29 protein-coding genes, 2 tRNA genes and 1 pseudogene are annotated in these 26,009 nt (G+C 61.6%); 20 read left to right on the forward strand and 12 right to left on the reverse strand.

The window, feature by feature from the left end; genetic code table 11:
- Positions 1-3: 3 nt before the first annotated feature.
- Genes NKI63_RS16740 through NKI63_RS16750 form a run of 3 tightly spaced genes read right to left on the reverse strand, consistent with a single transcriptional unit; the run spans position 4 to position 4,596 of the window.
- A complete protein-coding gene (locus NKI63_RS16740) occupies positions 4-1,005 on the reverse strand; it encodes a rhamnose ABC transporter substrate-binding protein (protein ID WP_352508640.1) in 1,002 nt (333 codons plus the stop codon).
- Positions 1,006-1,051: 46 nt separating this feature from the next.
- A complete protein-coding gene (locus tag NKI63_RS16745) occupies positions 1,052-2,041 on the reverse strand; it encodes an ABC transporter permease (RefSeq protein WP_352508639.1) in 990 nt (329 codons plus the stop codon).
- Positions 2,038-4,596 carry an ATP-binding cassette domain-containing protein gene (locus NKI63_RS16750; protein WP_502900480.1) on the reverse strand — a complete coding sequence of 853 codons (2,559 nt, stop codon included), beginning with the start codon at positions 4,594-4,596 and terminating at the stop codon, positions 2,038-2,040. The genes NKI63_RS16745 and NKI63_RS16750 overlap by 4 nt, the downstream gene beginning before the upstream one ends.
- Before the next feature lie 196 nt (positions 4,597-4,792).
- Here NKI63_RS16750 and NKI63_RS16755 point away from each other — a divergent pair, with 196 nt between their 5' ends.
- The 5 genes from NKI63_RS16755 to NKI63_RS16775 all read left to right on the forward strand — a co-directional run bounded on the left by NKI63_RS16755 (position 4,793) and on the right by NKI63_RS16775 (position 8,710).
- On the forward strand, positions 4,793-6,076 hold the full coding sequence (locus NKI63_RS16755) for an ROK family transcriptional regulator (protein ID WP_352508636.1): 1,284 nt from the start codon (positions 4,793-4,795) through the stop codon (positions 6,074-6,076).
- 191 nt (positions 6,077-6,267) lie between these two features.
- A complete protein-coding gene (locus NKI63_RS16760; RefSeq protein WP_023677416.1) occupies positions 6,268-6,468 on the forward strand; it encodes a CsbD family protein in 201 nt (66 codons plus the stop codon).
- 510 nt (positions 6,469-6,978) lie between these two features.
- Positions 6,979-7,506, forward strand: a complete 528-nt coding sequence (locus NKI63_RS16765; RefSeq protein ID WP_352508635.1) for a hypothetical protein — start codon at positions 6,979-6,981, stop codon at positions 7,504-7,506.
- Positions 7,507-7,775: 269 nt separating this feature from the next.
- Positions 7,776-8,033, forward strand: a complete 258-nt coding sequence (locus NKI63_RS16770; RefSeq protein ID WP_352508634.1) for a hypothetical protein — start codon at positions 7,776-7,778, stop codon at positions 8,031-8,033.
- Between the two features lie 83 nt (positions 8,034-8,116).
- Positions 8,117-8,710, forward strand: a complete 594-nt coding sequence (locus NKI63_RS16775; RefSeq protein WP_352508633.1) for an SOS response-associated peptidase — start codon at positions 8,117-8,119, stop codon at positions 8,708-8,710.
- 92 nt (positions 8,711-8,802) lie between these two features.
- Here the strand turns inward: NKI63_RS16775 and NKI63_RS16780 are convergent, their stop codons facing one another.
- The 3 genes from NKI63_RS16780 to NKI63_RS16790 form a co-directional block, all read right to left on the reverse strand.
- A complete protein-coding gene (locus tag NKI63_RS16780; RefSeq protein ID WP_352508632.1) occupies positions 8,803-9,348 on the reverse strand; it encodes a group I truncated hemoglobin in 546 nt (181 codons plus the stop codon).
- Between the two features lie 189 nt (positions 9,349-9,537).
- Positions 9,538-9,846 (reverse strand): hypothetical protein, encoded by a 309-nt coding sequence (locus tag NKI63_RS16785; protein WP_352740008.1) that lies wholly within the window; start codon positions 9,844-9,846, stop codon positions 9,538-9,540.
- A 117-nt stretch (positions 9,847-9,963) separates the two neighbouring features.
- Positions 9,964-10,197 (reverse strand): hypothetical protein, encoded by a 234-nt coding sequence (locus tag NKI63_RS16790; RefSeq protein WP_352508630.1) that lies wholly within the window; start codon positions 10,195-10,197, stop codon positions 9,964-9,966.
- 946 nt (positions 10,198-11,143) lie between these two features.
- Here NKI63_RS16790 and NKI63_RS16795 point away from each other — a divergent pair.
- The 3 genes from NKI63_RS16795 (at position 11,144) to NKI63_RS16805 (ending at position 14,109) form a co-directional block, all read left to right on the forward strand.
- A complete protein-coding gene (locus NKI63_RS16795; protein WP_352822437.1) occupies positions 11,144-11,416 on the forward strand; it encodes a cupin domain-containing protein in 273 nt (90 codons plus the stop codon).
- Positions 11,417-12,312: 896 nt separating this feature from the next.
- Positions 12,313-12,696, forward strand: coding sequence for a hypothetical protein (locus NKI63_RS16800; protein WP_352644254.1), 384 nt, complete (start codon positions 12,313-12,315; stop codon positions 12,694-12,696).
- Between the two features lie 57 nt (positions 12,697-12,753).
- Complete coding sequence (locus NKI63_RS16805) at positions 12,754-14,109, forward strand: tetratricopeptide repeat protein (RefSeq protein ID WP_352822440.1); 1,356 nt, start codon at positions 12,754-12,756, stop codon at positions 14,107-14,109.
- 144 nt (positions 14,110-14,253) lie between these two features.
- Here NKI63_RS16805 and NKI63_RS16810 read toward each other — a convergent pair.
- Positions 14,254-14,328, reverse strand: a tRNA-Thr gene (locus tag NKI63_RS16810).
- Positions 14,329-14,501: 173 nt separating this feature from the next.
- On the opposite strand from NKI63_RS16810, the gene NKI63_RS16815 reads away from it, so the two are divergent.
- The 10 genes from NKI63_RS16815 (at position 14,502) to NKI63_RS16860 (ending at position 20,534) form a co-directional block, all read left to right on the forward strand.
- Positions 14,502-14,702 carry a hypothetical protein gene (locus NKI63_RS16815; protein WP_352475882.1) on the forward strand — a complete coding sequence of 67 codons (201 nt, stop codon included), beginning with the start codon at positions 14,502-14,504 and terminating at the stop codon, positions 14,700-14,702.
- A 158-nt stretch (positions 14,703-14,860) separates the two neighbouring features.
- Positions 14,861-16,153, forward strand: coding sequence for a UDP-N-acetylglucosamine 1-carboxyvinyltransferase (gene murA / locus NKI63_RS16820; protein ID WP_352751527.1), 1,293 nt, complete (start codon positions 14,861-14,863; stop codon positions 16,151-16,153).
- Between the two features lie 93 nt (positions 16,154-16,246).
- Positions 16,247-16,678, forward strand: a complete 432-nt coding sequence (locus tag NKI63_RS16825) for a DUF2948 family protein (protein WP_254820565.1) — start codon at positions 16,247-16,249, stop codon at positions 16,676-16,678.
- Between the two features lie 4 nt (positions 16,679-16,682).
- Positions 16,683-17,975 (forward strand): histidinol dehydrogenase, encoded by a 1,293-nt coding sequence (gene hisD, locus NKI63_RS16830; RefSeq protein ID WP_352702190.1) that lies wholly within the window; start codon positions 16,683-16,685, stop codon positions 17,973-17,975.
- A 2-nt stretch (positions 17,976-17,977) separates the two neighbouring features.
- Complete coding sequence (locus NKI63_RS16835) at positions 17,978-18,463, forward strand: UPF0262 family protein (protein WP_352747096.1); 486 nt, start codon at positions 17,978-17,980, stop codon at positions 18,461-18,463.
- A 58-nt stretch (positions 18,464-18,521) separates the two neighbouring features.
- On the forward strand, positions 18,522-18,932 hold the full coding sequence (locus NKI63_RS16840; RefSeq protein ID WP_353006212.1) for an arsenate-mycothiol transferase ArsC: 411 nt from the start codon (positions 18,522-18,524) through the stop codon (positions 18,930-18,932).
- An 89-nt stretch (positions 18,933-19,021) separates the two neighbouring features.
- Complete coding sequence (gene infA / locus NKI63_RS16845; protein WP_006200926.1) at positions 19,022-19,240, forward strand: translation initiation factor IF-1; 219 nt, start codon at positions 19,022-19,024, stop codon at positions 19,238-19,240.
- Between the two features lie 25 nt (positions 19,241-19,265).
- On the forward strand, positions 19,266-19,895 hold the full coding sequence (locus NKI63_RS16850) for a Maf-like protein (RefSeq protein ID WP_352702192.1): 630 nt from the start codon (positions 19,266-19,268) through the stop codon (positions 19,893-19,895).
- On the forward strand, positions 19,892-20,083 hold the full coding sequence (gene yacG / locus NKI63_RS16855) for a DNA gyrase inhibitor YacG (protein ID WP_352702195.1): 192 nt from the start codon (positions 19,892-19,894) through the stop codon (positions 20,081-20,083). The genes NKI63_RS16850 and yacG overlap by 4 nt, the downstream gene beginning before the upstream one ends.
- A gap of 375 nt (positions 20,084-20,458) precedes the next feature.
- Positions 20,459-20,534: transfer RNA gene (locus tag NKI63_RS16860), tRNA-Phe, on the forward strand.
- A gap of 37 nt (positions 20,535-20,571) precedes the next feature.
- On the opposite strand, the pseudogene NKI63_RS16865 reads toward NKI63_RS16860, so the two are convergent.
- Positions 20,572-20,757 (reverse strand): annotated as a pseudogene (locus NKI63_RS16865) (IS481 family transposase); the annotation flags it as partial.
- A 123-nt stretch (positions 20,758-20,880) separates the two neighbouring features.
- Between NKI63_RS16865 and NKI63_RS16870 the strand changes: the two are divergent.
- Positions 20,881-21,246 (forward strand): VOC family protein, encoded by a 366-nt coding sequence (locus tag NKI63_RS16870; RefSeq protein WP_352702230.1) that lies wholly within the window; start codon positions 20,881-20,883, stop codon positions 21,244-21,246.
- A gap of 76 nt (positions 21,247-21,322) precedes the next feature.
- On the opposite strand, the gene NKI63_RS16875 is transcribed toward NKI63_RS16870, so the two are convergent.
- Entirely contained in the window at positions 21,323-21,796 is a 474-nt protein-coding gene (locus NKI63_RS16875; protein WP_352751525.1) for a hypothetical protein, read from the reverse strand.
- Positions 21,797-21,902: 106 nt separating this feature from the next.
- Here NKI63_RS16875 and NKI63_RS16880 point away from each other — a divergent pair, with 106 nt between their 5' ends.
- On the forward strand, positions 21,903-22,787 hold the full coding sequence (locus NKI63_RS16880) for a sigma-70 family RNA polymerase sigma factor (protein ID WP_352751524.1): 885 nt from the start codon (positions 21,903-21,905) through the stop codon (positions 22,785-22,787).
- Positions 22,788-22,937: 150 nt separating this feature from the next.
- Here the strand turns inward: NKI63_RS16880 and ggt are convergent, their stop codons facing one another.
- The 3 genes from ggt to NKI63_RS16895 are packed head-to-tail and all read right to left on the reverse strand — an operon-like array spanning position 22,938 to position 25,921.
- A complete protein-coding gene (gene ggt / locus NKI63_RS16885; protein ID WP_352751522.1) occupies positions 22,938-24,530 on the reverse strand; it encodes a gamma-glutamyltransferase in 1,593 nt (530 codons plus the stop codon).
- Between the two features lie 21 nt (positions 24,531-24,551).
- Complete coding sequence (locus NKI63_RS16890) at positions 24,552-25,271, reverse strand: ABC transporter permease (RefSeq protein WP_352506235.1); 720 nt, start codon at positions 25,269-25,271, stop codon at positions 24,552-24,554.
- Positions 25,268-25,921, reverse strand: coding sequence for an ABC transporter permease (locus tag NKI63_RS16895; RefSeq protein WP_352702235.1), 654 nt, complete (start codon positions 25,919-25,921; stop codon positions 25,268-25,270). The genes NKI63_RS16890 and NKI63_RS16895 overlap by 4 nt, the downstream gene beginning before the upstream one ends.
- Positions 25,922-26,009 lie beyond the last annotated feature (88 nt).

Here is a 26,009-nt window from a genome sequence, read left to right on the forward strand (position 1 = left end):
GAATCAGAACTTGAACTCGGCCAGATTTTCGGGGGTCACGATCTTGGCCGGACCAAGGATCAGTTCGCCGCCGGCGCCAATCGTGTATTCGCCGAGCCTGCCTGCCGTGAACTTCTCACCCTCCTTGCCGGTGATCTTGCACTGCGCAAGCGCCTGGGCTGTCTGATAGGTAAGATAGCCAAGATCGGTGACGTTCCACCAGATATCCTGAGCCGCCCCGTCCTTGATGTATTTCGAGATCAGAGTGGCCGGCGCGAGGCCGGTCAGCTTGACCTTGCCGATCATGCCCGCTTCCTCGAGTGCACGCGCGGCCGCCGGAAGGCCAATGCCTGCCGGGACGATGATCACCTTGAGATCGGGAAACGCCTGGACCAGCGCCAATGCCTGCTGCTGGTTGATCTGTTCGCTTTCTTCACCATAGGCCACCTGCACCAGCTTCATCTTGGAGAACTTCGGCTCGGCCGCCATCTTCGCCTTCATGAAGTCGATCCAGGCATTCTGGTTGGTCGCCGTCGGCGTCGACGACAGGATCGCGAATTCGCCTTCACCGCCGCTGAGGGCGAATGCACTTTCCAGCATCATCTCGGCGAGGCTGTCGCCCTTCACCTGATTGACAAACACCGCGCGGGCATCGGCGGCCACGTCGGAATCATACGAAATCACCCTGACGCCCTGCTGAACGGCGCGCTTCAGCGCCGGCGCGACGGCATTGGCGTCGTTGCCGGCAATTGCGATGACCCCGACCTTCTGCGACACGAGGCTGTTGATGAATTCGATCTGCGCCTCGGCAGTCGCCTGCGATGGGGCGACCTGGGTGGCGGTGCCGCCAATTTCCTTGGCCGCCTCTTGTGCGCCTCCGAAGGCCACTTTGAAATAGGGATCTGTGTCGAGCTTGGGCAGGAAACCGACCGTTACGGGTTCCTTGGCGCATTCCTGGCTGAAGGCCAGCGACGTTGGCGCAAGCAGAACCGCGGACGCGAGCAGGGCTAATCTAAACGCTTTCATTGTGACTCCTCCGTCAAAATTCGGGCTTGAAGGAAGGGGCCCGAGATCACCCCTTTGTCTCGCGCATTGCGCGGGATCTGCTGAGCAGCTCCTGTGTGGAGCGCCAGTAATTGCCGACCAGCAGCGAGCCGATCAGAAGCAGGCCGATGATCATGCCCTGCGCGTCGCCACCGATCTGGTTGAGCGCCAGCACGTTGCGGATGATGGCGATCAGGACCAGCGCCAGCATGACGCCGGTCAGGCGGCCCTTGCCGCCAAAGACGCTGACGCCGCCGAGCAGAACAATGGTGATGACGTCGAGCTCCATGCCGAGCGCATTGTTGGCGCGGGCGTTGGAGAGGCGCGCGGTATAGACGATGCCGGCTATGGCGGCGACAACGCCCGAGACGACGAACAGGTTCAGCACCATCCGCCGCGTGTTTATGCCCGAATAGCGCGCCACTTCGGGGCTGCCGCCGAGCGCGTAGATGCGCTTGCCGGTCGGCGTCTTCTGCAGCACGACCGCAAACACCGGCGCCAGCACCAGGAAGGGCACGATGGTCCACGGTATCTCGGTGCCAGGCAGGTTGTTGATGCCGAAATCGACGACCGCGGGCGGCAGGATGTTGACCGAGCCGGTGCCGAGCAGGATGTAGCCAAGGCCTCGATAGAGCGCCATGGTGCCGAGCGTCACAACCAACGACTGCAGTCCAAGGCCCGAGACCAGATAGCCGTTGAAGGCGCCGAGCAGGCCGCCGCCGACGAGTGTCAGCGGAATTGCGGCAAGCGTCGGCATACCGGCCTGGACCAGCAAGCCAAAGACGACGGATGTCAGCGCCAGCACCGAGGCGATCGACAGGTCGATCTCGCGGGTGATGATGAGCAGCGTCATCGGCAGGATCAGCAATGCCTTTTCCGAGGCGCTGGCGGCCAGTTGCGAGAGATTGAAGCCGGAAACGAAATTCGGCACGAAGATCGCGGCATAGAGGAAGATGGCTACACAGGAGGTCGCCAGCAGCAGATCCCAGAAGTCGATCGACCGGAGGAACTTTTTCACCGCGCCCTCGCCTGTCTTGCCTGCTCGGCGCGCCGTACGATGAAGGTGTCGATGCCGATGGCGACCAGGATCACCAGGCCGTAGACGCCCTGCAGCCACAGCGGATCGACGCGCACCAGCGTCAGCCCGTTTTTGATGACCAGCAGCGTGAGGGCTCCGAGAATGATGCCGAGCAGCGTGCCCGAACCACCGCGGATGGCGACGCCGCCGACCACCGCTGACGCGATCACCGTGAGTTCGAAGCCGAGCGCAACGCGGGCGTCGATGGTCGCATAGCGCGATGCCCACAGCGCGCCGCACAGGCCGCCGAGCAGGCCGGCCATGCCAAAGGCCAGCAGAATGCGCCGGTCGACAGGGATGCCGATCAGACGCGCGCCGTCGGGATTGGAGCCGGCGGCGAACAATTCGCGCCCGAAGGCGGTGCGATAGAGCAGCACGTAGCCCAGGCACAGGATGACGATTGCGATGACGACGATCAGCGGCACGCCGGCGATCTTCAGGCCGGTCATGTCGAGCCAGGCTTGCGTGACTTCGTCGGCGCTGATCTGGTCGCCGGCTGCCCAGATCGAGTTGAAGCCGCGGAAGATAGACATCGAGGCCAGCGTGACGACGATCGCCGGGATCTTTCCCCTGGTGACGACGAGGCCGTTGATCAGGCCGGCGACGCCACCGACGGCGCATGCGGTCATCAGCCCGATGCCGATGTCGAGCCCTGGATAGGCCTGGACCATGCTGGCCGCCATGTAGGCCGACAGGCCAATCACCGCGGCGATCGAAAGGTCGATGTTGCGGGTGATCAGCACCAGCATCTGCGCGAGTGCTGCAACCACGAGCAGCGCGGCATCCATCGACACGGCGGTCAGGTTTGCAGCGCTCACCATGCGCGGGTTGATGATGGTGACCGGGATCGCGACCGCCAGCATCGCGGCGAGCAGGCCGAACTCCCGCCGCTTCAGTATGTCGAGCGGCCCTTTTCTTTTCTCCTCGCCGGCGGCCTGTGCTACCGGGCCGGCGCTTTCGCCGGCTTTCGTCGCTGCTTCCAGCACCTTTTCCTGAGTGGCTTCGCCCCTGGCAAATTCGGCCGTCCGATGGCCTTCGCGCAGGACGATAATGCGGTCGCACATGCCGATGAGTTCGGGCATTTCGGAGGAGATCAGGATGATGGCCATGCCCTGGGCGGCAAGGTCGGCGATCATCGCATGCACTTCCGCCTTGGTGCCGACATCGATGCCTTGCGTCGGCTCGTCGAGGATGAGGACGCGCGGTTCGGTGCGCAGCCATTTGGCCAACACCACCTTCTGCTGGTTGCCGCCGGACAGTTCCTTCACCGGCTGCGCGTAGCCGGAAAAGCGAAGCTTCATGCGCTTCAGCCAGTCCGAGACCAGGTTGGTCGCGCGGTTCGTGCCGTAGAAGCCGGAGCGGGCTGCCTCGTCGAGGATTGGCAGCACCGCATTGTCGAGGATGGAAAAATCCATCACCAGGCTCTGGCCCATGCGGTCTTCCGAGACATAGGCAATGCGCGCATCCATGGCGTCGCGTGCCGAGGCGAAGCGCACAGCTTCGCCGTCGATCAGGATTTCGCCGGCATCGGGCTGGTCGATGCCGAACAGCACGCGCGCGATCTCGGTCCGCCCGCTGCCGACCAGGCCGCCGAGCCCGAGCACCTCGCCGGCATGGAGCTTGAGGTCGATATTGGAAAAGCCACCGGCGTGCGAAAGCCCCCTCGCCTCCAGCACCAGTGCGCCGGTGGCGTGGCTTCGTTGCGGATAGAGGTCGGTCACCTCGCGGCCGACCATCATGCCGATGGCGGCGGCGCGGCCAAGCTCGGCCTTCGGCTTGACGCCAATGAGACGTCCGTCGCGCAGCACCGCGATGCGGTCGGCGATGCGGAAGATTTCGTCCATGCGGTGGCCGACGAACATCATCGCCACGCCGTGCAGCCGCAGGTCGGCGACGACAGTGAACAGCCGCTCGACCTCGCGCTGCGACAGGGCGGCCGTCGGCTCGTCCATGATCAGCACCCGCGCGTCGAGCGACAGGGCGCGGGCGATCTCGACCAGTTGCTGTTCGGAGGTGCGCAACGTTCCGAGCCGGGTTTCGGCCGGCACGTCGAGGCCGACTGTCGACAGCACCCTGCGCGCGCCGGTAAGCATGGCGGCGTTGTCGATGCCGCCGAAGCGGTCGCACGGCATATGGCCGAGATAGATGTTCTCCGCCACCGAAAGATCAGGGAAAAGACCGGGGTGCTGGTGCATGACCGAGATGCCGGCAGCCTGGGCGTCGTGCGGCGAATGGAAGACCACAGGCTTGCCATCGACTTCGACATGGCCGCCGGTCGGGAGATACACGCCGGCCAGCAGCTTTACGCAGGTGCTCTTGCCGGCGCCGTTTTCGCCAAGCAGAGCCAGCACCTCGCCTGAGCGCAATTCGAAGGACGCGTCCTTGAGGGCAATCGTGCCGCCGAAGGCTTTTGTCGCCTGAACCAGGGCAACGGGGACAGCCGCGTCGTTCTTCACCATGGCGTCGGCTTCGCCTAATGCGCCCAAGTGCAGCACCTTTCCTCCCTGGTCCTGTTTTTTCAATTTGCTATATTAAATGGCTGAATGCCGCAACTGGAAAATTGACTTCCATGGCCGCGAAGGGCACTGTCGCGTCGCGCACGGGTGCGATTTGAGTGCTCTCTCCCACGGCAGTCCCAAAGCTGCCGACGACTGGAGTGACTCTGCGGGAATGAATGGGGAGGCGCCGGTTTTGTCCGGAAAAGGCAGCAATTCGGTCAAGGTGCGGCATTATAACGAGCGTTTCGTGCTTGATGCCATCCGCCGCCTGAAGGAGGCATCCAAGTCAGACCTGGCGCGCGCCGCAAATCTGACGCCGGCCGCGGTCGCCGCTATTGTCGACGGGCTGGAATCATCGGGATTCGTAAAGCAAGTGGGAAAAAGGTTCGGACAACGCGGATCGCCGTCCACTCTCTACCGACTTGCACCGGAGCGCATCTACAGCGTCGGCATCAAGATCGGCCGGCGCGCGCTGGAAGCCGTGCTCGTCGACTTCGCCGGCGAGGTCCGCTCGCGCGAGTCGCACGAATATCGCTTTCCGGACCCCGACATGGTGCTAAAGGCCGGCAACATGTCGCTGGCCAATTTCGACAAGTTGATCGAGGGGCTTGACGATGCCAGCATCGTCGGCGTCGGCATCGCCTCGCCGTATTTCCTCGGCGGCTGGAGCGAGGAACTCGGCTTTCCCGACGACCTTGGCAGCCGCTGGGAAGCAATCGATCTGACGACGTTCTTCGCCACAAAGCCGAAGACCCCGGTCTTCGTGGAAAACGACGCGTCATCGGCTGCACTCGCAGAGCTCATCCAAGGGACCGGCGCACGGTTCCGCGACTTCATGCATATCTCGATCGACACCTTTGTCGGCGGCGGACTGGTGCAAGGCGGCAAGGTCCACACCGGGCCGCACGGCAACAGCGCCGCGCTCGGTCCTTTGCCGGTCTCGCCTTCAAGCCTCGATTCGGTGGCGGCCAAGCCGGCGCGCTACCAGAGCCTGCTGCATCGCGCTTCGATCTATGTGCTGGTCAATCATCTCAAATCGCGCGGCATCGAAATCAATCGCGTGCGCGAACTCGACCCCTTGCCGCCGGGGGCGCGCGAGCCGCTGTCCGAATGGATCGACGATTGCGTCAATGCGCTGGTCGAGGCGATCATCGCCATCACCTCGGTCATCGACATCGAGGCGATCGTTCTCGACAGCATCCTGCCGCGGCCGATCCATCTCGAGCTGCTGGCAAAGGTGCAGACCCAGTTCAACAGGATCAGCGCCATCGGCATCGTGGCGCCGGAAATCGTATCGGGACAATTCGGCCCCGAGGCTTCGCCGATCGGCGCGGCGATGCTGCCGTTCTCGGCACTGTTGGCGCCCGACAGCGGCGTGCTGATGATCGGCAAGGACAGAACGATGCTGCTGGGCAGCCTGTCGAGACTTGCCAGCCAAAGCCAACCAGGAAGAAGCTCAGCGACTTCAACGGGATAGGGTGGCGCTGCAAGGAGCATCAAGCTCCAGGCATCATCAACATCACCTCGCAGTCCGGCACGGGCACGGCGGGCTTTTTGCGCCGGCACCGGAACTTTTAGCGGCCGCTAATCTTCATTCGTCACCGACATTGAAATGCCGATCGGTCCGCGCTCCGCTTCAGTGCGGGCCCAGGAAGCAAGGAGGAACATATGAACTGGGATCAAATCAAGGGAAAATGGACGCAGTTCAAAGGCAAGGCGAAAGAGCAGTGGGGTGACTTAACCGACGATGATCTTGATCGGATCGAGGGCAACCGGGACCAGCTCTTGGGGCGTATCCAGGAGCGATATGGCATCGCCAAGGAAGAGGCGGAGCGCCAGGTTGATGACTGGTCCAGAAGCATCAGCTGAGCCTTGGACGCAACGCCGTCTTCTGCCCCCACCGGGGTGAAACTCTGCCTCGCCCGCCGTGCCGACTGGTGCGGTGGGCTCTTTCGACAGCAAGGCCCCGCGAGGAACCTTTAGCCGTATCTAATGTTCTACTTGCGTGGCGGGCTTCGCCCCGGCGTGCGCCCCGCCCGGAGGCGAAGGAGTGCAATCATGAACAACATTATCTGGCTGGTCGGCGCGATCGTGATCATAATAGCCATTTTGAGTTTTTTGGGTCTGCGATAGCATCTGAACCCTCTCTTCGAGCCGGCGACCTTCCCCGCGCGGCATGGCCTCAGCACGCCCAAGCTGGTCAGACTTAGGTCCCAAGCAAGACACTCTGGGGTTGGACCGAAGCCTCGGCTGAGGAACGTAGCCGGCTGGCTCACGTTGTGGTGAGCTTTGGCGCGACGAAGATGCGTCCGGGCGGAAGAGTTCAAAGCCAGGGAGGAGAGGCCCGACGCTGCTAACGAGCGTCGGGCCTGGGCGTAAATGCAAACAATCAGCAGACTGTTCAATTCCCATGCCCAGGCAGCACGTGCCGTTGCCGCGCTTCAGGCTGCCGGGATTCGCCGCCGCCAGATCAGCGTCGTCGGATCTTACAACGACAACGATGAACCGATCAGCGTTGCTGGATATTACGACGATGAGATGAGCGCTGTCTGGCGGAGCGCCGTCGCCGGTGCCGCACTTGGCGCCACGGCTGGTCTGTTGGCCGGTTTCAGCGCTTTTGGAGCTCAAGACGTCGATCCTGCGGGGATGACCGGCATGGCTCTGGTCGGTGCGGCGTGGGGCGGCTTTGCCGGCGTGCTTCTCGGAACTTTCGCCAATTTCGCCCAGAAGCCGCGCAAGCCGAGGATCGCTGAGGGTGTCATACTGGTGATGGCCCGGGTCGATGAAAGGCAGGCCGGCGCCGCGCATACGGTGCTCCGGAGTTTCGCGGAGATGCCTTCCGGGCCGATGAAGAGGAGCGCTTTGCCAAATTCAAGCCGGCTCCGCGTCCGATCTAGTGCCCGATGAAGTTGGTTCGCGAAACAGGAATTCAAACCGGAGGCGCCCGACGAAAGCTTGGCAAACCAACACTTTGGAAGCATGCGGGCTACTTACCGTCGAGTTGTCCTTTATTCTTACCGTTCTGTTGGCTGGTCTCATCCTTGGCTGAACCGAACCCATGCCCTTGCCACCGGCGACACTATGCCCGGCAATTGGCGAAGGTTGTGGCCAGTTCGAAGGATTAAACCATTCGTGCTAAGCGTTAATAGCTTGTAGCCATAGGAGAGGACGCCGACGTGGACAAACGGGCTGAAGGAGACAGGGAGAAATTGGCCCGAGGCGAGTTCGAGCTCAAAGCCGAACGATATGGTGTGAACGCCTTTCTTCTCGTTGTCGAGCTTGTAAACCTGCTGGAAAAGCGCGGAACGATCAGCAGCGACGACGTCGCGAAAATAGCCGAGGCCGCCGCACTTGCGGTCGCCGCATCCAGTCAACCCGACGTGAACAGCATCAATCTGTTGCAGACCATCGCTGCCGCACGCCGGCCCAAATAGGCTTATATCAAATCCGCCGGCAATCAGCGCCAACCAGACGCTATGGATTGAACTGATCTCGGTCGAGCGTCCGGAGCCTTTCCATGTGCAACGACTACGAGCAGCACATCGCCTGGGCCGAATACTGCAGGATGATGGAATCGCTGGCGCTCAAAATCCCCAGCCATCAAAGCGAACTGGATCTGCCGCAGGCGGATGACATCCACATCAACGACCCCGCGCCTGTAATGCGCGCCGCCGGCGACGCAATCGAACTGGCGTCGATGACGTTCGGCTTTCCCCCGGCCGGGCCAAAAGGCGGACCTGTATTCAACTTTCGCTCGGAGGGCCGGCAGTTCGGCAACAGCAAGCGCTGTCTCGTTCCGGCGTCGGCATTCTTCGAATTCACGGGAACGAAATATCCAAAAACCAAGCACAGGTTCACGCTGAATGGCCATTCGTTCATGGCGATTGCCGGGTTGTGGCGCGAGGGTATCGGCAACAAGCCGCCGACGTTCACGATGCTGACGAGCGAGCCGGGGCCGGACGTGGCGCCATATCACAACCGGCAAGTGGTTGTGCTGCGGCCATCGGACTGGGCGGCCTGGATCCACTTGACGAGGTCCGAGGCTGAACTCCTGCGCCCGTTGCCGGAAGGGTCGCTCAGAGTGGAGACAGCTCGGGCGGGTTCGGAGTAGGAACCATCGGAAAATTGCGCGGTGCGGCTGCGCCGCATAGCCACGGCGCCGCGCCCCATGCTCAGAACGAATGCCCGCGCGATATAAGCGCTTCAGCCCGGCTTGACGTAGCCGGCGGTGACCTCGTCCTTGTGAGCGGCGAAAGCTTCCAGGACTTCGGTTTTCTCAGGCTTCGGAATTTTGAAATGATCCAAGGTCCGCCCGAGTTCCGCTGCGACCTCATCGAATTCCGCGGGGGAAATCCGCAGGTCGCGATGTGCCTCCTCGAGGCCGAGCGGCGTCGTGCCGGGCTTGGTGGCGACGAACTTGAAGGGCCCGCCAGAAACGTCGCAGACCCACAGCGTCCGCATGAACTTGAGGCCGGGCAACCTTTCAAGGTTCTTGGTGTGCCATTTGCGCAATTGTGGGTTCTTGGACTTCTTGCCGACAATCGGGTTCATCACGACGGCGTCGCTGAAATGATCGATCACCGCCGCGATGGCGAACACACCACCCAGGCGCTCATATAGAGTCTTCCCCGATGTGGTTTTCTTAGCCTGGGCGAGTGCGTTGTCGGCAGGCAATACCGACGTCGATGCGGCGGCCAGCGCCAGCCCGGCGACAACACTTCGTCTTGTCAAAGAGGTCGAAATTTTCATCCCTGGTTCCCTTCGAGGTTAGGCCAGAGCAAGCCGCAGCCTGTCTGGCGGGCTTCATGAAGTGACATTCGGACACGTTGCCGTATTTTTAGCATCATCTAATGAACTAACGCACCCTTCGTCCGAATTATTCCGATGGACGGCATTGCTGTGGTCAACATGCGTAAAGGTCGCGCGGATGAGGAAGGCTTAAGCACGCGTCGCCGCGCGCGGCAGCGGTCGCGAAGCCATTTCGGCCGCATCGGCGGCCCGATCGATGTTGTTGCGGGCACCGTAGTGTTCCTGGCCTTGCTGGCGGCGGTCGCCTGCGGCCAATAGCCTGTGCTTTTCGAAGATCGCTAGCTTCTGCGGATAGGTGATCCGCACCTTTGCGTTGCACCCGTCGCATTTGAAGTGCGCGATTGTTCTTAGTGCAGAGCCCTTTCTTACCGCCGGATGCAAGCAATCCGGACATTCGAATGTGAGCGCGACATCTGATAAGTCTTCGGCTAAGCCCATTTCCATCCCCTTCGCAAGCTCGGTGGCTACACTCTGGCGATTCTCAATGAGCAATTCAGATACCAAATGGCTGTGCCAAAGCGGGACTAGGCCAATTCGCCTCGGAACGCCGCCAAGCTAATGCGCCTTCTCTGCGCCTTTTGAGCGACGAAGAAACCTAACTTCTTCCAGCAGTTCGCGCTCATTGGTAGTCACGTTTCGGAAGATTGCGACAATCATCACCGCCAAGGCTTCGGCATCCAGGCTTAGAGGGTCAATGTGCTCATCTGCGCAAACCTGATCAAACACGCGTTCACAAATAGCCAAATCGTGAGGGCTGAGGCGGGTGCGATTGAAACGCCGGCGCGACATTTGCGAGCCTTCGAGGCCGCTGCCCGTGCAAAAGAAGCGGGTCTTCGCAAGAAACGCGAGTCATTGAGCGATTGTTCCCGGCTGCAAGCTTTGTTAAGTCGCCTGCAGCGGGGCAGACCAGAGCGCTTCCCCATGCGCATCATGGCGCGTGCGACCGGAACTGTGCCTCGACCTTGGCATTTTCCTATCATGGCGAGACGCTTGGCATTCAGGCATTTTCGGGCGCCCGCCCGAACGGAGCTGCCCGCCATGCGCGGGCCGATTTCGGACGGGTGGACCGTTGGGCTCACGTCAGACACAGTAGCCTGGGGGCAAGACTGCTTCGAACCCTAAACGGGGCCGTCGGCTACCCATTTGACGACGCGGAGGAGCCAGGCCTTCCGCCCCTGACAATCGCCATCACAGCCAGTGCCACCGCGACGACCGAGTTCCAATATTTGAAACTATTTGAAAACTCTTCCTAGACGGTTTGGCATCATGAACAGTCTTCTTTGGCGGCAGGCGCTCTAGGGTGACCCGAAACTTGGTCAGTGCCGTAACGCGGTACATGTGCTATAGCTAATATTTGGTCGAGGGGGCGACCATGAAAGGGAGGACCAACCATGAAGCCGCATTCCCTCAGCGCCCGCCGTATTGGCCTGCTTATATTCTCGGTGTGTGCTTTCGGGCTGATAACGTCAGCCGCAATGCCCGCAGACAGCAAATTCGCCGTCGAGCCGGTGGTTGAGAAAAAGGTGAAGGAACTGCCCTCCGGACCGTTGTACTGGCGGCTGGAAAATTTCCCAACGCTGGCGCAGGCCCAAAGCGCTGCGGGCCCGACCTCGCTGCGGCGGAGGTCGCAGGCAAGGTCTGGCTGTTCACGCTTGGACCGAAGGATGGCTCTACGACCGGCGGAACCAAGGTCGTCGAGATCGGACCGGTCCCTCCGATCAGAGCAAGCGAGTATTTGCTGCGCGTGAACCGCGCCGGTGGAGCGCCCGGCGTCAAGACGAAGATCCATACGCATCCGGGACCGGAGGCCTTCTATGTGCTGACCGGCAAGCTCGGCCAGAGAACGCCCCACGGAATGACCTATGCTGAAGCTGGTACGGCCATGATCGGACACGGGGCCAACACGCCGATGGAGGTGTTCAGCGCCGGCACAACCGATCTCGATGAGCTGGCGATCTTCGTGGTCGACGCCAATCAGCCGTTCTCGTCGCCGGCCAGCCTCGACTGAGGCGACATTTCCCAGGGTGGTACTTCCGCTCTGTTGCAGACAATCGGTCAACAAGCTGAGAATGTCCGCCCTGGGGTCGAACTCGGGTCCTTCAGGGTGTTGGGTTTTGGCCCCAACGCCATGGGATTGGGTTCGCCTGACCCATAGCCGTCCACTTCCCGCTCGGGGGCGTCGCCACCCCCATGCCAGCGAGCGTTGCCGCGATCTGACTGGGGTTCCGACCGGCCCCTTCAGCGGCCCAATGACGGCCATGAGCTGCTTGGCCTCCACAACGGCCTTGGCCTTGGTCGCCTCAGCCCTCGCCAGGGTGCCTGGCCTCAGACCCGCATCGAGATTGCGCTGGGTCGCGGTCACCTAAGCCAATGGCAAAGACAACTCCTCGTCGGCATTCACGGTCGTCTGGTGAAGTACGGCCCAAACACGAGAAGCGCACCAGGGTGCGATTGTCATCGATCGCTTCAGTGTGGTTCGAATGATGCGGGAGTCTGCCCGGGATACTAGCGACCAGTTGACGCTAACAGGTGCATGCTGAATTCGATGGTGCTGCGAGAGGAAACACAGCCACGAACCCGATGAGCAGCCCACCTGTGGTCCGGCGCCGTGTCGTGGTGCTCAGTGCCTGTTTCTTTGCGATGGAACTGAGCCGATGCAGGATCGCCGAGTTACGGTCTTTCATTTTGATACCCCACCAGAACTGACTCCGCACGTAGACGACAGTAAGCAGGGTATCGAGGCCTAGCTAAGTGCCCTAAGCGATCTATTTCTTGCCAGAGTTTCACTGGGAGCATCGCGTGCCATGTGGTCTCACCGACGCATTGCGGACGCTTTCCGACTTGTATACCTTCCCTTCGCAAACATCCTAATCACAAAAGGCAACCTGCACTGGTGAAGTTCGGATGACGCGAGGTTTGATTCTTCTTGCATGGATTGTCGTCGGAGCGTGGACTAGTTCGGCATTAGCTCAAGACGCCACCGAGAAAACCTTTCCCCACGACACCACGCTTAGCGATGTAGCTCCCTTGAAGCTTGCAATCCGGAAGCACCTTGCCATCTCGACGGAACCAACAGTGTGGATCGCGATGGCTCGCATGGGAGAAAGTGGGGTTGTCTACCTTTGTGGGCTTACGGATGGTGGCAGCATGTCGACCTCCATTCTCTTCTTTGCGCATAAGACGGATGGGGCTGTCGAAGTCGAAGAAATTGATAGTGACTCCAAAGTCGATGGCAGGGCCAAAAAGCTTTGCGACACTCACGGCTTCCGCACCCCTATCCCCGGCTGAACCTCCGCAACCTTTAAGGACAGCTCCCATTTCACCCATCTTGGTCATTCCGCATTTATGAGTTTACGACCTAGCCTCCTTTGGAGCGCGGACTCGAGCGCGAGCAAGCCCACATCTCGCGATCAGCTCAATCCAATATTTATCAACCCATTTTCTTTGCGGCGATGCCTTGCGCAGAACCAGGATTTGTTTGATCAGATTGGCAGGAGACCAACAACCCGCAATTGTGATCCGAAATCTGCTGGCATGATGTTTGATGGGCGGCCAATCGAACGGTCAATTCAAGCGGCACAGCGGGTGCTGGTCGGTCTTGTTGTGCTGCTTGCGCTCGCTGCCCCTACCTTGGCTGAGGATACTGACGATTGCGGAGGCGCCGCTGCAGGCTCACAGCGGATCGCCGCCTGCACGCGGATCATCGAGGACGGGGCGCGAAGCCCGAAGAGTCGCGCCAACGCTTACCACAACCGGGCGATCGCCTGGGCTGACAGCGGCGACAATGACCTGGCCATGGTGGACTACGACAACGCCATCGCCCTCGATCCGAACGACACCGATGCCTACAACGAGCGCGGACTTCTTTGGCTCGATAAGGGCGAGAACGACAGCGCCATCAGCGACTTCGACCGGGCGATCGAGCTCGATCCGGAAAAAGCCATGGCCATCTATAACCGCGGTCTCGCTTGGGCTCACAAGGGCCACGACACTCGCGCCATCGCCGACTACAGCCACGCCATCGAGCTCGATCCGAAATATCTGGAGGCCTACAACAACCGCGGCTTCGTTTTCAACAGGATGGGCGAATTCGACCGCGCCATCGCCGATTTCGACGAGACGATCAGCCTCAATCCCCAACACCCCTACGCTTACAATAACCGGGCCATTTCATGGGGCGCAAAGGGTGATGCAGAGCGCGCCGTCGCCGATTATAGCCAGGCGATCACACTCGATCCGACCTATGTCAACCCGTATGGAAGCAGGGGAATTTACTATTTCTACGGCCGAGATCCGGCGAAAGCGCAAGCCGATCTTGCCACGGCGGCAGCACTAGCACCCGACAATGCCTATTATGCGATTTGGGCGGATCTGGCGGAGCAGCGCAATAGCGGCGTTAGCAATTTGCGTGAGGCTACCAGTAAGTTGGACATGACCAAATGGCCTGCCCCGCTCGTTCGCATGTTCCTTGGGGAGCAGACGCCCGAATCGGCACTCGCCGAAGCAGACGACCCGGTCCCGAGCAGGAACCGGGGAAATGTGTGTGAGGCCGATTTTTATGCCGCGGAGTTCCACCAACTCAAGGGCCATCCCGACAAGGCCTTGCGACTTTACCGGCTAGCCGTCCGCGACTGCCCCCGCGATTTCATCGAATATGTCGCGGCAAGCAAGGCACTGCGCGCCCTGGGCGTAACTCCATAGGGTGCGCTGCGGGTATTATGTTCCGGGGCTCTGTCGGTGGCAACAAAGTCGGTCGGGTCAGCCGCGTGTCGCCCAGGAACGGCGCCTCCCTGCTGACAAAGACCCACCTTCGCCGTTGGCCTGACGTGTGCTGGGTAGGTGATCTGGTGCTGCGAGAGAGGATTGAACTCTCGACCTCTCCCTTACCAAGGGAGTGCTCTACCACTGAGCTACCGCAGCCGCCGATGGCGGGGCTTCTGCCATATCGAACCGGCAAGCGCAAGGCCAAGACAAGGGCACAAACGGGGCCGGGTTGAAAGGCCGCACCAGGCGATCGTTGCGGACATGGCCGTGCCACAATGTTGGCTATCCCTTGATCCGTACCGGCGGGTCGCCGGGCCGGGGACGGAACGATGAACGACAAGGCAGTTTCTCCGAACAAGCCACCGAAGAAGGATGGTTCCGCGAAAAAGGCAGGAACTGGCCGCAAGGACCGCCTGGCCGAGCAGTTGCGCGCCAATCTGCAGAAGCGCAAGGCGCAATTGCGCTCACGAAGGACCGGCGACGCCGACCAGCGGCCGGACGGGCTGCAGGCGGCGATGAAAAAAGATTAACGCGAATCGGCTATGTTGGTCGCCGGTACTTTGGCCAAATCAGCGTGGGCCAAAGTGGGGAATAGCCTGTTTCTTGAACCAAGCCGGCCAATGGTCTAGATGGGCGGCAACAGACTCAACCGATTTAAACCGGCCTTTTAGCCGAGGGGACGCTCTTCATGGATCGCATCAGAATTGTCGGCGGCAACAAGCTTGCCGGAAGCATCCCGATCTCGGGCGCGAAAAACGCCGCGCTGCCGCTGATGATCGCTTCGCTTTTGACCGACGACACGCTGACGCTGGAAAACGTGCCGCATCTGGCCGATGTCGAACAGCTCATCCGCATCCTCGGCAATCACGGCGTCGACTACTCGGTCAATGGCCGCCGCGAAAAGCAGCAGGAAGGCTATTCGCGCACCATCACTTTCTCCGCCCGCAACATTGTCGACACGACGGCGCCTTACGAGCTGGTGTCGAAGATGCGGGCCTCGTTCTGGGTGATCGGTCCGTTGCTGGCCCGCATGGGCGAGGCGAAGGTGTCGCTGCCCGGTGGCTGCGCCATCGGCACGCGCCCAGTCGACCTCTTCCTCGAAGGCCTGCAGGCGCTGGGCGCCGATATCGACGTCGACACCGGCTACGTCATCGCCAAGACCAGGAACGGACGGCTTGTCGGCAACCGTTATGTGTTCCCGAAAGTCTCGGTCGGCGCCACCCATGTGCTGATGATGGCGGCCTCGCTGGCCAAGGGCGAGACGGTGCTCGAAAATGCCGCCCGCGAGCCGGAGATCGTCAACCTCGCCGAATGCCTCAACGCCATGGGCGCGAAGATCTCGGGCGCCGGCACGGCGACCATCGCCATCGACGGCGTCGAGGCGCTGTCGGGCGCCCGCGTCAGGGTGATCCCCGACCGTATCGAGACCGGCACCTATGCGATGGCGGTGGCGATGACCGGCGGCGACGTCGTGCTCGAAGGCGCGCGGCCCGACCTGTTGCAGACGGTGCTGGACATCATTTCGCAGACCGGCGCCGAGATCACGCAGACCAATTCCGGCATCCGCGTCAGGCGCAATGGCGCCGGCATTTCACCGGTTGACGTGACGACGGCGCCCTTCCCGGCTTTCCCGACCGATCTGCAGGCGCAGTTCATGGGCCTGATGACGATGGCCAAGGGCAAGTCGCGCATCACCGAGACGATCTTCGAAAACCGCTTCATGCACGTCCAGGAACTCGCCCGGCTCGGCGCCCACATCACGCTGTCCGGCCAGACCGCGATCGTCGACGGGGTGGCGAAGCTGAAGGGCGCGCCGGTCATGGCGACCGATCTTCGCGCCTCGGTGTCGCTGGTCATCGCCGGCCTCGCCGCCGAAGGCGAAACCACCGTCAACCGCGTCTACCATCTCGACCGCGGCTTCGAGCGGCTGGAGGAAAAGCTGTCCGGCTGCGGCGCGGAGATCGAGCGCATTTCGGGCTAGAGCCTTTCCGCAGGGCTTGTGGCGCGGTTGCACGGACCGGAAAGACCGCCTAACAGAAGGCTGAATAGTCCAACCTTCAGGTGTGAAATCCGCATGGCCCTCAAGCTTGTCGCGCTCGACGATCAGGATCTGAGCATCATCTCGGCGCATGTCCAGGATGCCGTCATGAAGGTCAGCGATCTTGAATACCTGCCTTCGGTAAAGCGCTTCGTGCTGACCATGAATCGCTTCGTCTGGGAGGCCAAATCCGGCTTCTTTCGCCAGCACAACGAGCGGCGGCAGGCTGTGCTGCATTTCGACCGGGTGCTCGGCGCCAAGACCAGCGGCATTGCCCGCGACAAGCCCGACGAAGTGCTGTCGCTGCTGGCGATCAGCTTTCTCGCGCTCGACAAGCCGGCCGGCATCGTCGAGCTGATCTTTTCGGGCGGCGGCGCGATCATGCTCGATGTCGAATGCATCGAGGCGCGGCTTGCCGATGTCGGCGGCGCCTGGGAAGCGACGTCGCGCCCGGCCCACAGGGTTTGAGCCGATGGCCATCACGCTTCGCCAGTCCGACGCCGATTTCGAGCAGCGCTTTGCCGCGTTCCTGCTGACCAAGCGGGAAGTCTCGGCCGATGTCGACGCCGTCGTGCGCGAGATCATCGCCAAGGTGCGCGCCGAGGGCGACGCCGCGCTGGTCGCGTACACGCAGAAATTCGGCGGCGGCGACCTGGCCGAGCTCGGCATCGCCGTCTCCAGGGACGACATTGCCCAGGCTTACGATGCAGCCGATCCGCAAACGGTCGAGGCGCTGAAATTCGCCCGCGAGCGCATCCGCGCCCATCACCAGCGCCAGCTGCCGCAGGACGACCGCTACACCGATGCCGCCGGCGTCGAGCTCGGCTCGCGCTGGACGGCGATCGAGGCCGTGGGGCTCTATGTGCCGGGCGGCACGGCGAGCTATCCGAGCTCGGTGCTGATGAACGCGGTGCCGGCCAAGGTCGCCGGCGTCGAGCGCATCGCCATGGTGGTGCCGGCCTCCGGCGGCGACGTGCCGCCGCTGGTGCTGGTGGCGGCCGACCTTGCCGGCGTCTCCGAAATCTACCGCGTCGGTGGCGCCCAGGCGATCGCCGCCCTTGCCTTTGGCACCGAAACGATAAAACCTGTCGCCAAGATCGTCGGCCCCGGCAATGCCTATGTCGCGGCGGCCAAGCGCCAGGTGTTCGGAACGGTCGGCATCGACATGATCGCCGGGCCCTCGGAAGTGCTGGTTGTGGCGGACGGCAGCAACGATCCGGACTGGATCGCCGCCGACCTGCTCGCCCAGGCCGAGCACGACGTATCGTCGCAGTCGATCCTGATCACCGATGATTCTGCCTTTGGCGAGGCGGTCGAACAGGCGGTGGAGCGGCAGTTGCAGAACCTGCCGCGCGGAGAAACGGCGGCGGCGAGCTGGCGCGATTTCGGCGCCGTGATCCTGGTGCCGACGATCGAGGCGGCACTGCCGCTGGTCGACCGCATCGCCGCCGAACATGTCGAGCTTGCCATCGACGATCCCGAGGCATTCCTGGCGCGGATGCGCAATGCCGGCGCGGTGTTTCTCGGCCGCCATACGCCGGAAGCCATCGGCGACTATGTCGCCGGCTCCAACCACGTGCTGCCGACAGCGCGCTCAGCGCGCTTCTCGTCCGGACTTTCGGTGCTCGATTTCGTCAAGCGCACTTCGGTCCTGAAGCTCGGGCCGGAGCAGTTGCGGGCGCTGGCGCCGGCGGCGATTACGCTCGCCAAGGCGGAAGGCCTCGATGCGCATGGACGCTCCGTCGGCATCCGGCTGAACATGTAGAAATGTCCGACTACGACCAAACCCGCGCCAGGCTGATCGATGTCGAGCTCGACGAGACGATCGGCCGCTCGACGCCCGATGTCGAGCATGAGCGGGCGGTGGCGATCTTCGACCTGATCGAGGAGAACCGTTTTCAACCGGTCAATGACGATGGCGCCGGGCCGTACCGACTAAAACTGTCGCTGGCCGAATCCCGGCTGGTTTTCGCCGTGACGCGCGAGGACGGCGCAGCCGTGGTCACCCACATCCTGTCGCTGACGCCACTCAGGCGCATCGTCAAGGATTACTACATGATCTGCGAAAGCTATTATGATGCCATCCGAACCGCGACGCCCAGCCATATCGAGGCGATCGACATGGGCCGGCGCGGCCTGCACAATGAAGGCTCGCAAACGCTGATGGACCGGCTTGCCGGCAAGATCGAGATTGACTTCGACACGGCGCGCCGGCTGTTCACGCTGGTTTGCGTGCTGCACTGGCGAGGCTGAGCTGGCCGCCCCGCTGCCCCGCTCGAATCTGCCCCGCTCGATCCTGTTTGTCTGCGGCATGAACGCAGTGCGCTCGCCGATGGCCGAATTGCTGGCACGCAAGGTGCTCCCGCCCACCACCTTCGTTGCCTCGGCCGGGGTGCGCGGCGGGGAACGCGACCCGTTCGTCGATGCCGTACTGGCCGAAGAGGGCCTTTCACTGGGCGAACGGCACCCGAGAACGATGGACGACCTCGAGGACGATTATTTCGACCTGATCGTGACGCTGGCGCCGGAAGCCCACCACACCGCGCTCGAGCTCACCCGTTCGCTGGCCGTCGAAGTCGAATATTGGCCGATGCCCGACCCGACCGGCGTCAGCGGCACGCGCGAGCAGATCATGGCCGCCTATCGCGACGTGCGCGAGCGGCTGAAGGCGCGGATCGGCCGCCGTTTTCTCGGCAACGGGGCTGAAAACGCCGCGGATTAAGCATGTTCACAAGCGGACGTTTATCATATAGGTTCCGCGCAACTTTCCGGCCGGGGCGCTGGAAGTATCCATCCAAGCAAAGGTATCGAATGCCGAAGGAAGAAGTCCTCGAGTTTCCGGGTGTCGTGACAGAACTGCTGCCCAACGCCATGTTCAGGGTCAAGCTCGAAAACGAACATGAAATCATCGCCCATACGGCCGGCCGCATGCGCAAGAACCGCATCCGCGTTCTGACCGGCGACAAGGTCCTGGTCGAGATGACGCCCTACGACCTGACCAAGGGCCGCATCACCTACCGCTTCAAGTAAGTTCAAGGACCCGGCCGGGATCGCGATGGGCATTTTGCAGAAGCTCGTGCTTGCCTCGGGTTCGCCACGCCGGATAGAGCTGCTGCAGCAGGCCGGCATCGAGCCGGACCGTGTGTTGCCGGCTGATGTCGACGAGACGCCGCTGCGTGCCGAGCATCCGCGCTCGCTGGCCAAGCGGTTGGCGACGCAGAAGGCCGAGAAGGCGCTGGCCTCGCTGAAGACCGAGACCGACTACGTGCCGACATTCGTGCTGGCCGCCGACACCGTGGTCGCCGTCGGGCGGCGCATCCTGCCCAAGGCCGAGACGTTCGACGACGCCGCCAACTGCCTCGGGCTTTTGTCCGGCCGTTCGCACCGCGTCTATTCCGGCATCTGCCTGATCACGCCGGGCGGCAAGCAGCGCTTGCGGCTGGTCGAGACCAGGGTGCGTTTCAAGCGGCTGCCGCGCGAGGAGATCGAGGCCTACATCGCATCCGGAGAATGGCGCGGCAAGGCCGGCGGCTATGGCGTCCAGGGGCTTGCCGGCGCCTTCGTCGTCAAGCTTGTCGGCTCCTACACCAACGTCGTCGGCCTGCCTCTCTACGAGACGGTGGCGCTGCTCAGCGGCGAAGGCTTCAAGGTGCACGCCAACTGGCTGTCGGGTGCACGGATATGAGCTCGGACGACAAGGTCACGCCGCTGCGTCCCAAGCGGCCCTGCCCGGAATGCGGCAAACCATCGGCGCGCGAAACCTATCCGTTCTGCTCGACGCGCTGCAAGGACATCGACCTCAACCGCTGGCTGAAGGGGGTCTACGTCATCCCGGGCCGCGACGACGAGGATGAGAACGACGACCAGAAATAGCACCGTCCACCTGCGGTTTTCCACAGGCTTGGGACGGTTTCGCAGCCGCGATCGTGACCGATGATCGGCCTTGCGGACTGCCTGTCGCTTCTGACTGAAATCAATGTCCGGAACCTGTTCCATCCGGGTAGTGTCGGACGGAACAGGTTTTGGCGTTTTGTCTGAGCATGATCTTTTCCGAAAACCGGATTCCACTTTTCGGGATCATGCTTTTTGTCTGAGCATAATCTTTTTCCGAAAACCGGATTCCACTTTTCGGGATCATGCTCTAAGCGCTGGACAGGCCGAATTCCCGTGCTATAACCCACGCGCTTTCAAGGGGTGCCGACGGCGCTTTCATGAACCCGGTGTGCAGATTGCCGCCTACCGGAGCAAGCCCAGATAGCTCAGTTGGTAGAGCAGCGGACTGAAAATCCGCGTGTCGGTGGTTCGAATCCGCCTCTGGGCACCATCCACCTCCGGTCCATTCTGGACACATAGGTTACGGTTTATACCGGAGACATAGGTAACACTTTTGGCCCGAAAGGGTTTTGGAGTGGTTCGGGCCTACATGTCTCATCGTCGAAATAGCCCAGATCATAGTCCAGGAAACTGACCAGCCAGATATGGTCCTCGGCCTGTTTGATGCCGACGGTCTGGCCTGCGAAGACCTGGCCGAGGTTGATCTTTTTGTCCAAAAACCTCATCCGACTTTTTCGGCTGGCATCCAGAAAGCCCGCTTCTGCACTCAGCTCCACCGACAGGGAAACCTTTGCCGAAATTGACTGTTGTAGCTCCAAGACAGAGGAGAAGGTTGAATGGCTTCCGTCCGATACATCGTTGCGGACGTCGATGAGGCGGCCGCATTCTATCGAGACTATCTCGATTTCAAGATCGAAATGCGCAATCCGGGCAAGTTCGCCGCGCTGCTGCGTGACGACTTGACGCTGTATCTCAGCGCCCCAGGTGCGGGGAGCGGTGGTCAGGCGGGCGGCGTTCCGAAGCCGGGCGGGTGGAACCGATTTATGATCGTTACGAAGGGACTCGATGTGCTCATTGAGCGGTTGCGCCGGGCTGATGCAAGATTCCGCGGCGACATCAGCGACGGCGGTGCCGGTCGCGCCATCTTGCTCGAAGATCCATCGGGCAACGTCATCGAGCTATTCGAGTTCAAGAAGGACTGAGCTTGAACAAATAGCCGGTGGTTGAGGGAATACGAATTCCCGCGATCAATGTGGATTGCCGCGCGTTTGCGAGTTGTTACTCCATAGTTCGACTCAGAACCACGCAGAGGAGCGCGAGCCCGAGCACGACCGTCGTCACGACGTTGACCCTTTCGGCTTTGGCGATTGCTGTCGCCACGTCGCTGCCCTGGTCTCCTGTTGCAGAGCCCCGGATGTTCCCGACCAGGTGGACCCACTTCCTCTCGGCGATCCGATTGGCCGATGCACCGAGAAACAGCGCCAGTATTGCCAAGCCTACGCTCAGCGTTGTCCACACGCCGCGGGCACCGGCCACGTACATCCACATGCCGGTCGCAACCGTCAGAAAGGCCAAGACGGCATAGAAGGGGCCGGTGCCGTAGCGTCGCGCGAGCGTCTGCAGGAATCCGACGCCGGACGGCCCCGCTTGAACGACGGCGGGGGCTATGACCACCACATAAAACACGGCTGCGCCGAACCAAGTCCCGAGCAAGGCAACAAAGATCGGAATCAGTGGGTTGGTCGGTTCCATGATGATATCTCCTTTGTCTCATCCCAGGCCGTTGAAATGGAGTTGTCACATCGGATGAGCCTCCTCCGTCATCACTGTGACGGACAGCGATGGGAAAATGTGACAGATGGAACCTGATGAATGGCTGGCAGAGCGCTTCGAAGCTGACCGCACGCGTCTGCGGAAGGTTGCATACCGCCTGCTCGGTTCATCGACAGAGGCCGACGATGCAGTGCAAGAAGCGTGGCTGCGCCTCAGCCGCTCAGATGCCCGGAGCGTCGACAATCTTACCGCTTGGCTCACTACTGTCGTTGCGCGCGTCTGCCTCGACATGCTGCGGGCGCGCAAATCACGCGCGGAGACTCTGCAGGCGCTCTCCGCGTGGGGCGCGGATTCGGGAGACGCCGCGGACCTCGACAAGGAATTAGCGATTGCCGATTCGGTCGGCCTTGCGTTGAGTGTCGTACTCGAAAAGCTTGCTCCTGCCGAACGTGTCGCCTTTGTGCTGCACGACGTCTTTGATGTGCCCTTCGAAGAGATTGCCCCTATCGTCGCCCGCACCCCGGTCATGGCGCGGCAACTGGCAAGCCGAGCTCGTCGTCGCATACGGGGTCAGCCCACTGTTTCCGCTGCTGAATTGAACGGGCGGCGGCGGCTTGTGGATGAGTTTCTTAACGCAGTTCGTTCCGGCAACATTGATGCGATCGTGGCCCTCCTCGACCCGGACGTCGTTATCCGTGTTGATTCGTCTGCGGCTCCTGACGGAAGAGCGGTGGAAGCACATGGGTCCACAACAGTTGCGAGGGGGGCTCTTGCCTTCGCGGCACGTACGCAATTCGCGACGCCAATGCTTCTGAACGGGGCGCCAGGGATTGTTGTGGCGCCGACCGGACGTGCGCGATATGCACTGACGATAGACGCGGCAGGGGAGAAAATCCGAGCCATTGAAGTGATCGGCGATCCCGCTCGCCTGAGTCAGATCGATTTTGCCACGCTCAATTCACCAGATTAGCACAAGTCGCGACTTATGATTTGTCGCTACATCCAGCTGCCTGCCGTTGCCGATGGCGTGCGAGAATTATCTGGACCATGGCGCCGGCGACGCCGGTCAAATGTCGATGAAAAACGTCTTCGGCATCTCGGATCCCGCTCTGGCCACAACCTACAGACCGAGGGCGCAGCCGTCCTTGCGCGGTTCAGAACCGCCCAGCAGGGTCCCGTTTGCCCAATCGATGCGAATGGCCTGCGCACCTCCGATCGGGTCCGTGGCAGGAATGATTTCGAAACCGCGTCGGCTAAGTTCAGCTGGGGTTTCGCCAGCGAGCCCGTGTTCGGCCTGGACCTTCATCGTGCCGCTGACAGGGGCGATCCGCGGCAGATCGATCGCCTCCTGCAGATCCATCCCGAAGTCGAGCACTTTCGTCAGCAGGTGCGCATGGCCCATTGCCTGGTAGTAGCCACCCATGACGCCGAAAGGCATTTCTGCCCGGCCGCCTCTCGCAAGCATCCCGGGTATGATGGTATGCAAAGGTCGCTTGTTCGGCGCCACTGCATTAGGGTGCCTGGGGTCAAGCGAAAAGCTTTGCCCGCGATTGTGCAAGACGACACCGGAGCGTGGCGAGACCAGGCCCGAGCCAAAGCTGTCGAAGACCGAGTTGATGAAACTGACCGCATTGCGATCCTTGTCGACAACGGAAATATAGACCGTGTCGCTGTGCAGCGGCATATCGAACGCCGGCAGATCCGCGCGGGCGCGCTTTAGGTCAATCATGCCGGCCAGACGATCGGCCCAGGCATTCGACAACATGTCGGCCACCGGGACCTCGGACATGTCGGGATCGGCGACGAGCAGGTCACGCGCGGCGTAAGCGAGGCGCGTTGCTTCAATTTCCAGGTGAAGCCGGTCCGCGGATTGCGGATCGCCGTGGGCTTCGAAGCGCGAGAGGATGTTTAGAATCAGCAGGGCGATCACACCCTGGCCATTCGGCGGACATTCGAACACATCGCAGCCTCGAAACGCCGCGCTGATCGGGGTCACGTACTCACCTGTTGCCGCGGCGAAATCTTCGAGTGTGTGCAATCCGCCGAGCCCACGAAGATAGGCGACCATGTCTTCGGCCACAGGGCCAGTGTAGAAGGCCTCTCGTCCCTTCTTGGCGATCAGCCGCAGCGTTGCAGCCAACTCAGGCTGGCGATGCACTTCGCCAACGTCTGGCGCGCGGCCGTTTGGCAGGAAAATCCGTTTCGCCGTAACATCAGAGGCCAGAAGTTCTTCTTCCAACGCCCAATCACGATGGACCCGCGGTGAAATGGCGTAGCCTTCCTCGGCGAAACGTATAGCGGGGGCCAGAATTTGATCGAAGGGCATATGTCCATGATCAGCGTGCAATCTGGTCCATGCATCGATGGCTCCCGGGATGGTGACGGAGCCAGGAGAATTGCGGACCACTTCGGCCATGCCACGTTCGAGGAACCAGTCAATTGTCAGGGCGGCGGGTGTCCTGCCCGATCCGTTGTAGGCGATGACCTCGCCGGATCCGTTTCGCGACAGAAGAGCGAAGCAGTCGCCTCCAATGCCGGTCGAGGCTGGCTCGACGACACATTGCACGGCGCAGGCTGCGATGGCGGCATCCATGGCGTTGCCGCCGGCCGCCATGATCTCCACCGCCGTCAGGGTCGCCGACGGATGAGAGGTGGCGGCCATGGCCTCGCGTGAAACGACAACCGAGCGCGTTGGTTTCTCAAAATTTCGCATGCTATGCCCTTCTGGTCGTGCTCAAGAGGCGGCGTCGCTCATCGTCGAGGGGCGGTGCCGCAGATGCCGCGACATCCAGTATTCGAGTGCCGCCAAGGCACGGATGATCGCGAAGTTCAAAGTGAGATAAATGGCGCCCGCGCAGATGAAGACTTCAAAGGCGCGGTAGGTCTGGGAGATCAATCCCTGGGCAATTCCAGTCACCTCCATCAAGGTTACGATGGAAGCCAGAGACGTGCCCTTGATCATCAGGATGATTTCATTGCCGTAACTCGGCAGCGCCTGGCGAAAGGCCAGCGGCAGGATAACATGCCGATAGGTCAAACAGGTGGACAGGCCGACAGACCGGGCCGCTTCGACAAGGCCGTGTGGCACCGATTGAATCGCGCCGCGCAGGATTTCGCTGCCATAGGCGGTGGTGTTGAGTGTCAGCGCGATGATTGCGCACCAGTAGGGTTCGCGGAAAACGGCCCATAATCCAATTGCCGACAGTTGGTGCCGGAACTGACCAAGGCCATAATAGGTCAGAAAAATCTGCACCAGCAGGGGCGTCCCCCTGAACACGGCAACGAAGCCACGGATCGGCAGGACGACGAAGGGCGATTCCGATTGCTGGGCAAGCGCCAATGTGACGGCAAGAACGAAGCCGGCAACGATGGAAGTCAGGGCCAGTTCCATCGTAAGCGGCAGGCCGGCGAGTAGTTTCGGCAGGATTTCGAGGAAAAACCTGAAATCTATCATGCCGACCGGACGCGCCACGGCGCCTTTCGTTCCAGACGGTAAAAGGCATTGCCCGTGACGGAAGCGATAGCCAGATAGAGCAAGGCTGCAGCAATGTAGAAGATGAACGGTTCACGGGTCGAACCTGCGGCGATCTGTGCCTGGCGCATCAGTTCAACGAGGCCGATTACCGATATCAGCGACGAGTCCTTCAGAACCAATTGCCACACATTGCCGAGGCCTGGCAGCGCGTATCTCAGGAGCTGGGGAAAAATAATCTGGCGCAGCCGCTGCAGCCGGTTGAGACCAAGCGCGCAAGCGGCATCGTGCTGTCCCTGGTCGATGGCGACGTAAGCCCCTCGATAGACCTCGGCTTGATAGGCGCCCGAGATGATTGCGATAGCCAAGGTTCCAGTGGCAAAGGCCGGAACGCCAACGAATCCGGACCCGCCCAGGCTATGACCAAGCGAGGTCAGGGCGACACTACCTCCATAGTAAAGCAGATAAATGGTCAGAAGGTCGGGCACGCCCCTGAAAACCGTGCAATAGCCAAGGGCCAAGAACCTTAGCAGTTGGGAGTTGTGGAGACGCCCGGCCGCTGCCAGCCCGCCAAATACAGCGCCAAGCGCAAAGCCCAGCACAGACAGGAGCACTGTGATCGAGGCCGCCATGAGAAGAGCAGCCCCCCAACCTCCGTTCTGGAAACCAAGCAGCCGGAATGCGTCAACCAATTAATACCCCCGGCAGGACGAACGGCTC

The organism is Mesorhizobium sp. M0410 (assembly GCF_040321435.1).
GTDB lineage: Bacteria > Pseudomonadota > Alphaproteobacteria > Rhizobiales > Rhizobiaceae > Mesorhizobium.

Bases quoted from the DNA above. Each gene is read 5' to 3' on its own strand.
- NKI63_RS16825 (WP_254820565.1), top strand. From the start codon at position 16,247: ATGGCCCTCAAGCTTGTCGCGCTCGACGATCAGGATCTGAGCATCATC.
- NKI63_RS16875 (WP_352751525.1), bottom strand. From the start codon at position 21,796: ATGGAACCGACCAACCCACTGATTCCGATCTTTGTTGCCTTGCTCGGG.
- NKI63_RS16785 (WP_352740008.1), bottom strand. From the start codon at position 9,846: ATGGGCTTAGCCGAAGACTTATCAGATGTCGCGCTCACATTCGAATGT.
- NKI63_RS16870 (WP_352702230.1), top strand. From the start codon at position 20,881: ATGGCTTCCGTCCGATACATCGTTGCGGACGTCGATGAGGCGGCCGCA.
- NKI63_RS16895 (WP_352702235.1), bottom strand. From the start codon at position 25,921: ATGGCGGCCTCGATCACAGTGCTCCTGTCTGTGCTGGGCTTTGCGCTT.
- NKI63_RS16800 (WP_352644254.1), top strand. From the start codon at position 12,313: ATGACGCGAGGTTTGATTCTTCTTGCATGGATTGTCGTCGGAGCGTGG.
- NKI63_RS16880 (WP_352751524.1), top strand. From the start codon at position 21,903: ATGGAACCTGATGAATGGCTGGCAGAGCGCTTCGAAGCTGACCGCACG.
- NKI63_RS16815 (WP_352475882.1), top strand. From the start codon at position 14,502: ATGAACGACAAGGCAGTTTCTCCGAACAAGCCACCGAAGAAGGATGGT.
- NKI63_RS16790 (WP_352508630.1), bottom strand. From the start codon at position 10,197: ATGTCGCGCCGGCGTTTCAATCGCACCCGCCTCAGCCCTCACGATTTG.
- NKI63_RS16850 (WP_352702192.1), top strand. From the start codon at position 19,266: ATGGGCATTTTGCAGAAGCTCGTGCTTGCCTCGGGTTCGCCACGCCGG.
- NKI63_RS16805 (WP_352822440.1), top strand. From the start codon at position 12,754: ATGAGTTTACGACCTAGCCTCCTTTGGAGCGCGGACTCGAGCGCGAGC.
- NKI63_RS16775 (WP_352508633.1), top strand. From the start codon at position 8,117: ATGTGCAACGACTACGAGCAGCACATCGCCTGGGCCGAATACTGCAGG.
- NKI63_RS16780 (WP_352508632.1), bottom strand. From the start codon at position 9,348: ATGAAAATTTCGACCTCTTTGACAAGACGAAGTGTTGTCGCCGGGCTG.
- NKI63_RS16835 (WP_352747096.1), top strand. From the start codon at position 17,978: ATGTCCGACTACGACCAAACCCGCGCCAGGCTGATCGATGTCGAGCTC.
- NKI63_RS16760 (WP_023677416.1), top strand. From the start codon at position 6,268: ATGAACTGGGATCAAATCAAGGGAAAATGGACGCAGTTCAAAGGCAAG.
- NKI63_RS16840 (WP_353006212.1), top strand. From the start codon at position 18,522: ATGAACGCAGTGCGCTCGCCGATGGCCGAATTGCTGGCACGCAAGGTG.
- hisD (WP_352702190.1), top strand. From the start codon at position 16,683: ATGGCCATCACGCTTCGCCAGTCCGACGCCGATTTCGAGCAGCGCTTT.
- ggt (WP_352751522.1), bottom strand. From the start codon at position 24,530: ATGCGAAATTTTGAGAAACCAACGCGCTCGGTTGTCGTTTCACGCGAG.
- NKI63_RS16740 (WP_352508640.1), bottom strand. From the start codon at position 1,005: ATGAAAGCGTTTAGATTAGCCCTGCTCGCGTCCGCGGTTCTGCTTGCG.
- NKI63_RS16890 (WP_352506235.1), bottom strand. From the start codon at position 25,271: ATGATAGATTTCAGGTTTTTCCTCGAAATCCTGCCGAAACTACTCGCC.
- yacG (WP_352702195.1), top strand. From the start codon at position 19,892: ATGAGCTCGGACGACAAGGTCACGCCGCTGCGTCCCAAGCGGCCCTGC.
- NKI63_RS16765 (WP_352508635.1), top strand. From the start codon at position 6,979: ATGCAAACAATCAGCAGACTGTTCAATTCCCATGCCCAGGCAGCACGT.
- murA (WP_352751527.1), top strand. From the start codon at position 14,861: ATGGATCGCATCAGAATTGTCGGCGGCAACAAGCTTGCCGGAAGCATC.
- infA (WP_006200926.1), top strand. From the start codon at position 19,022: ATGCCGAAGGAAGAAGTCCTCGAGTTTCCGGGTGTCGTGACAGAACTG.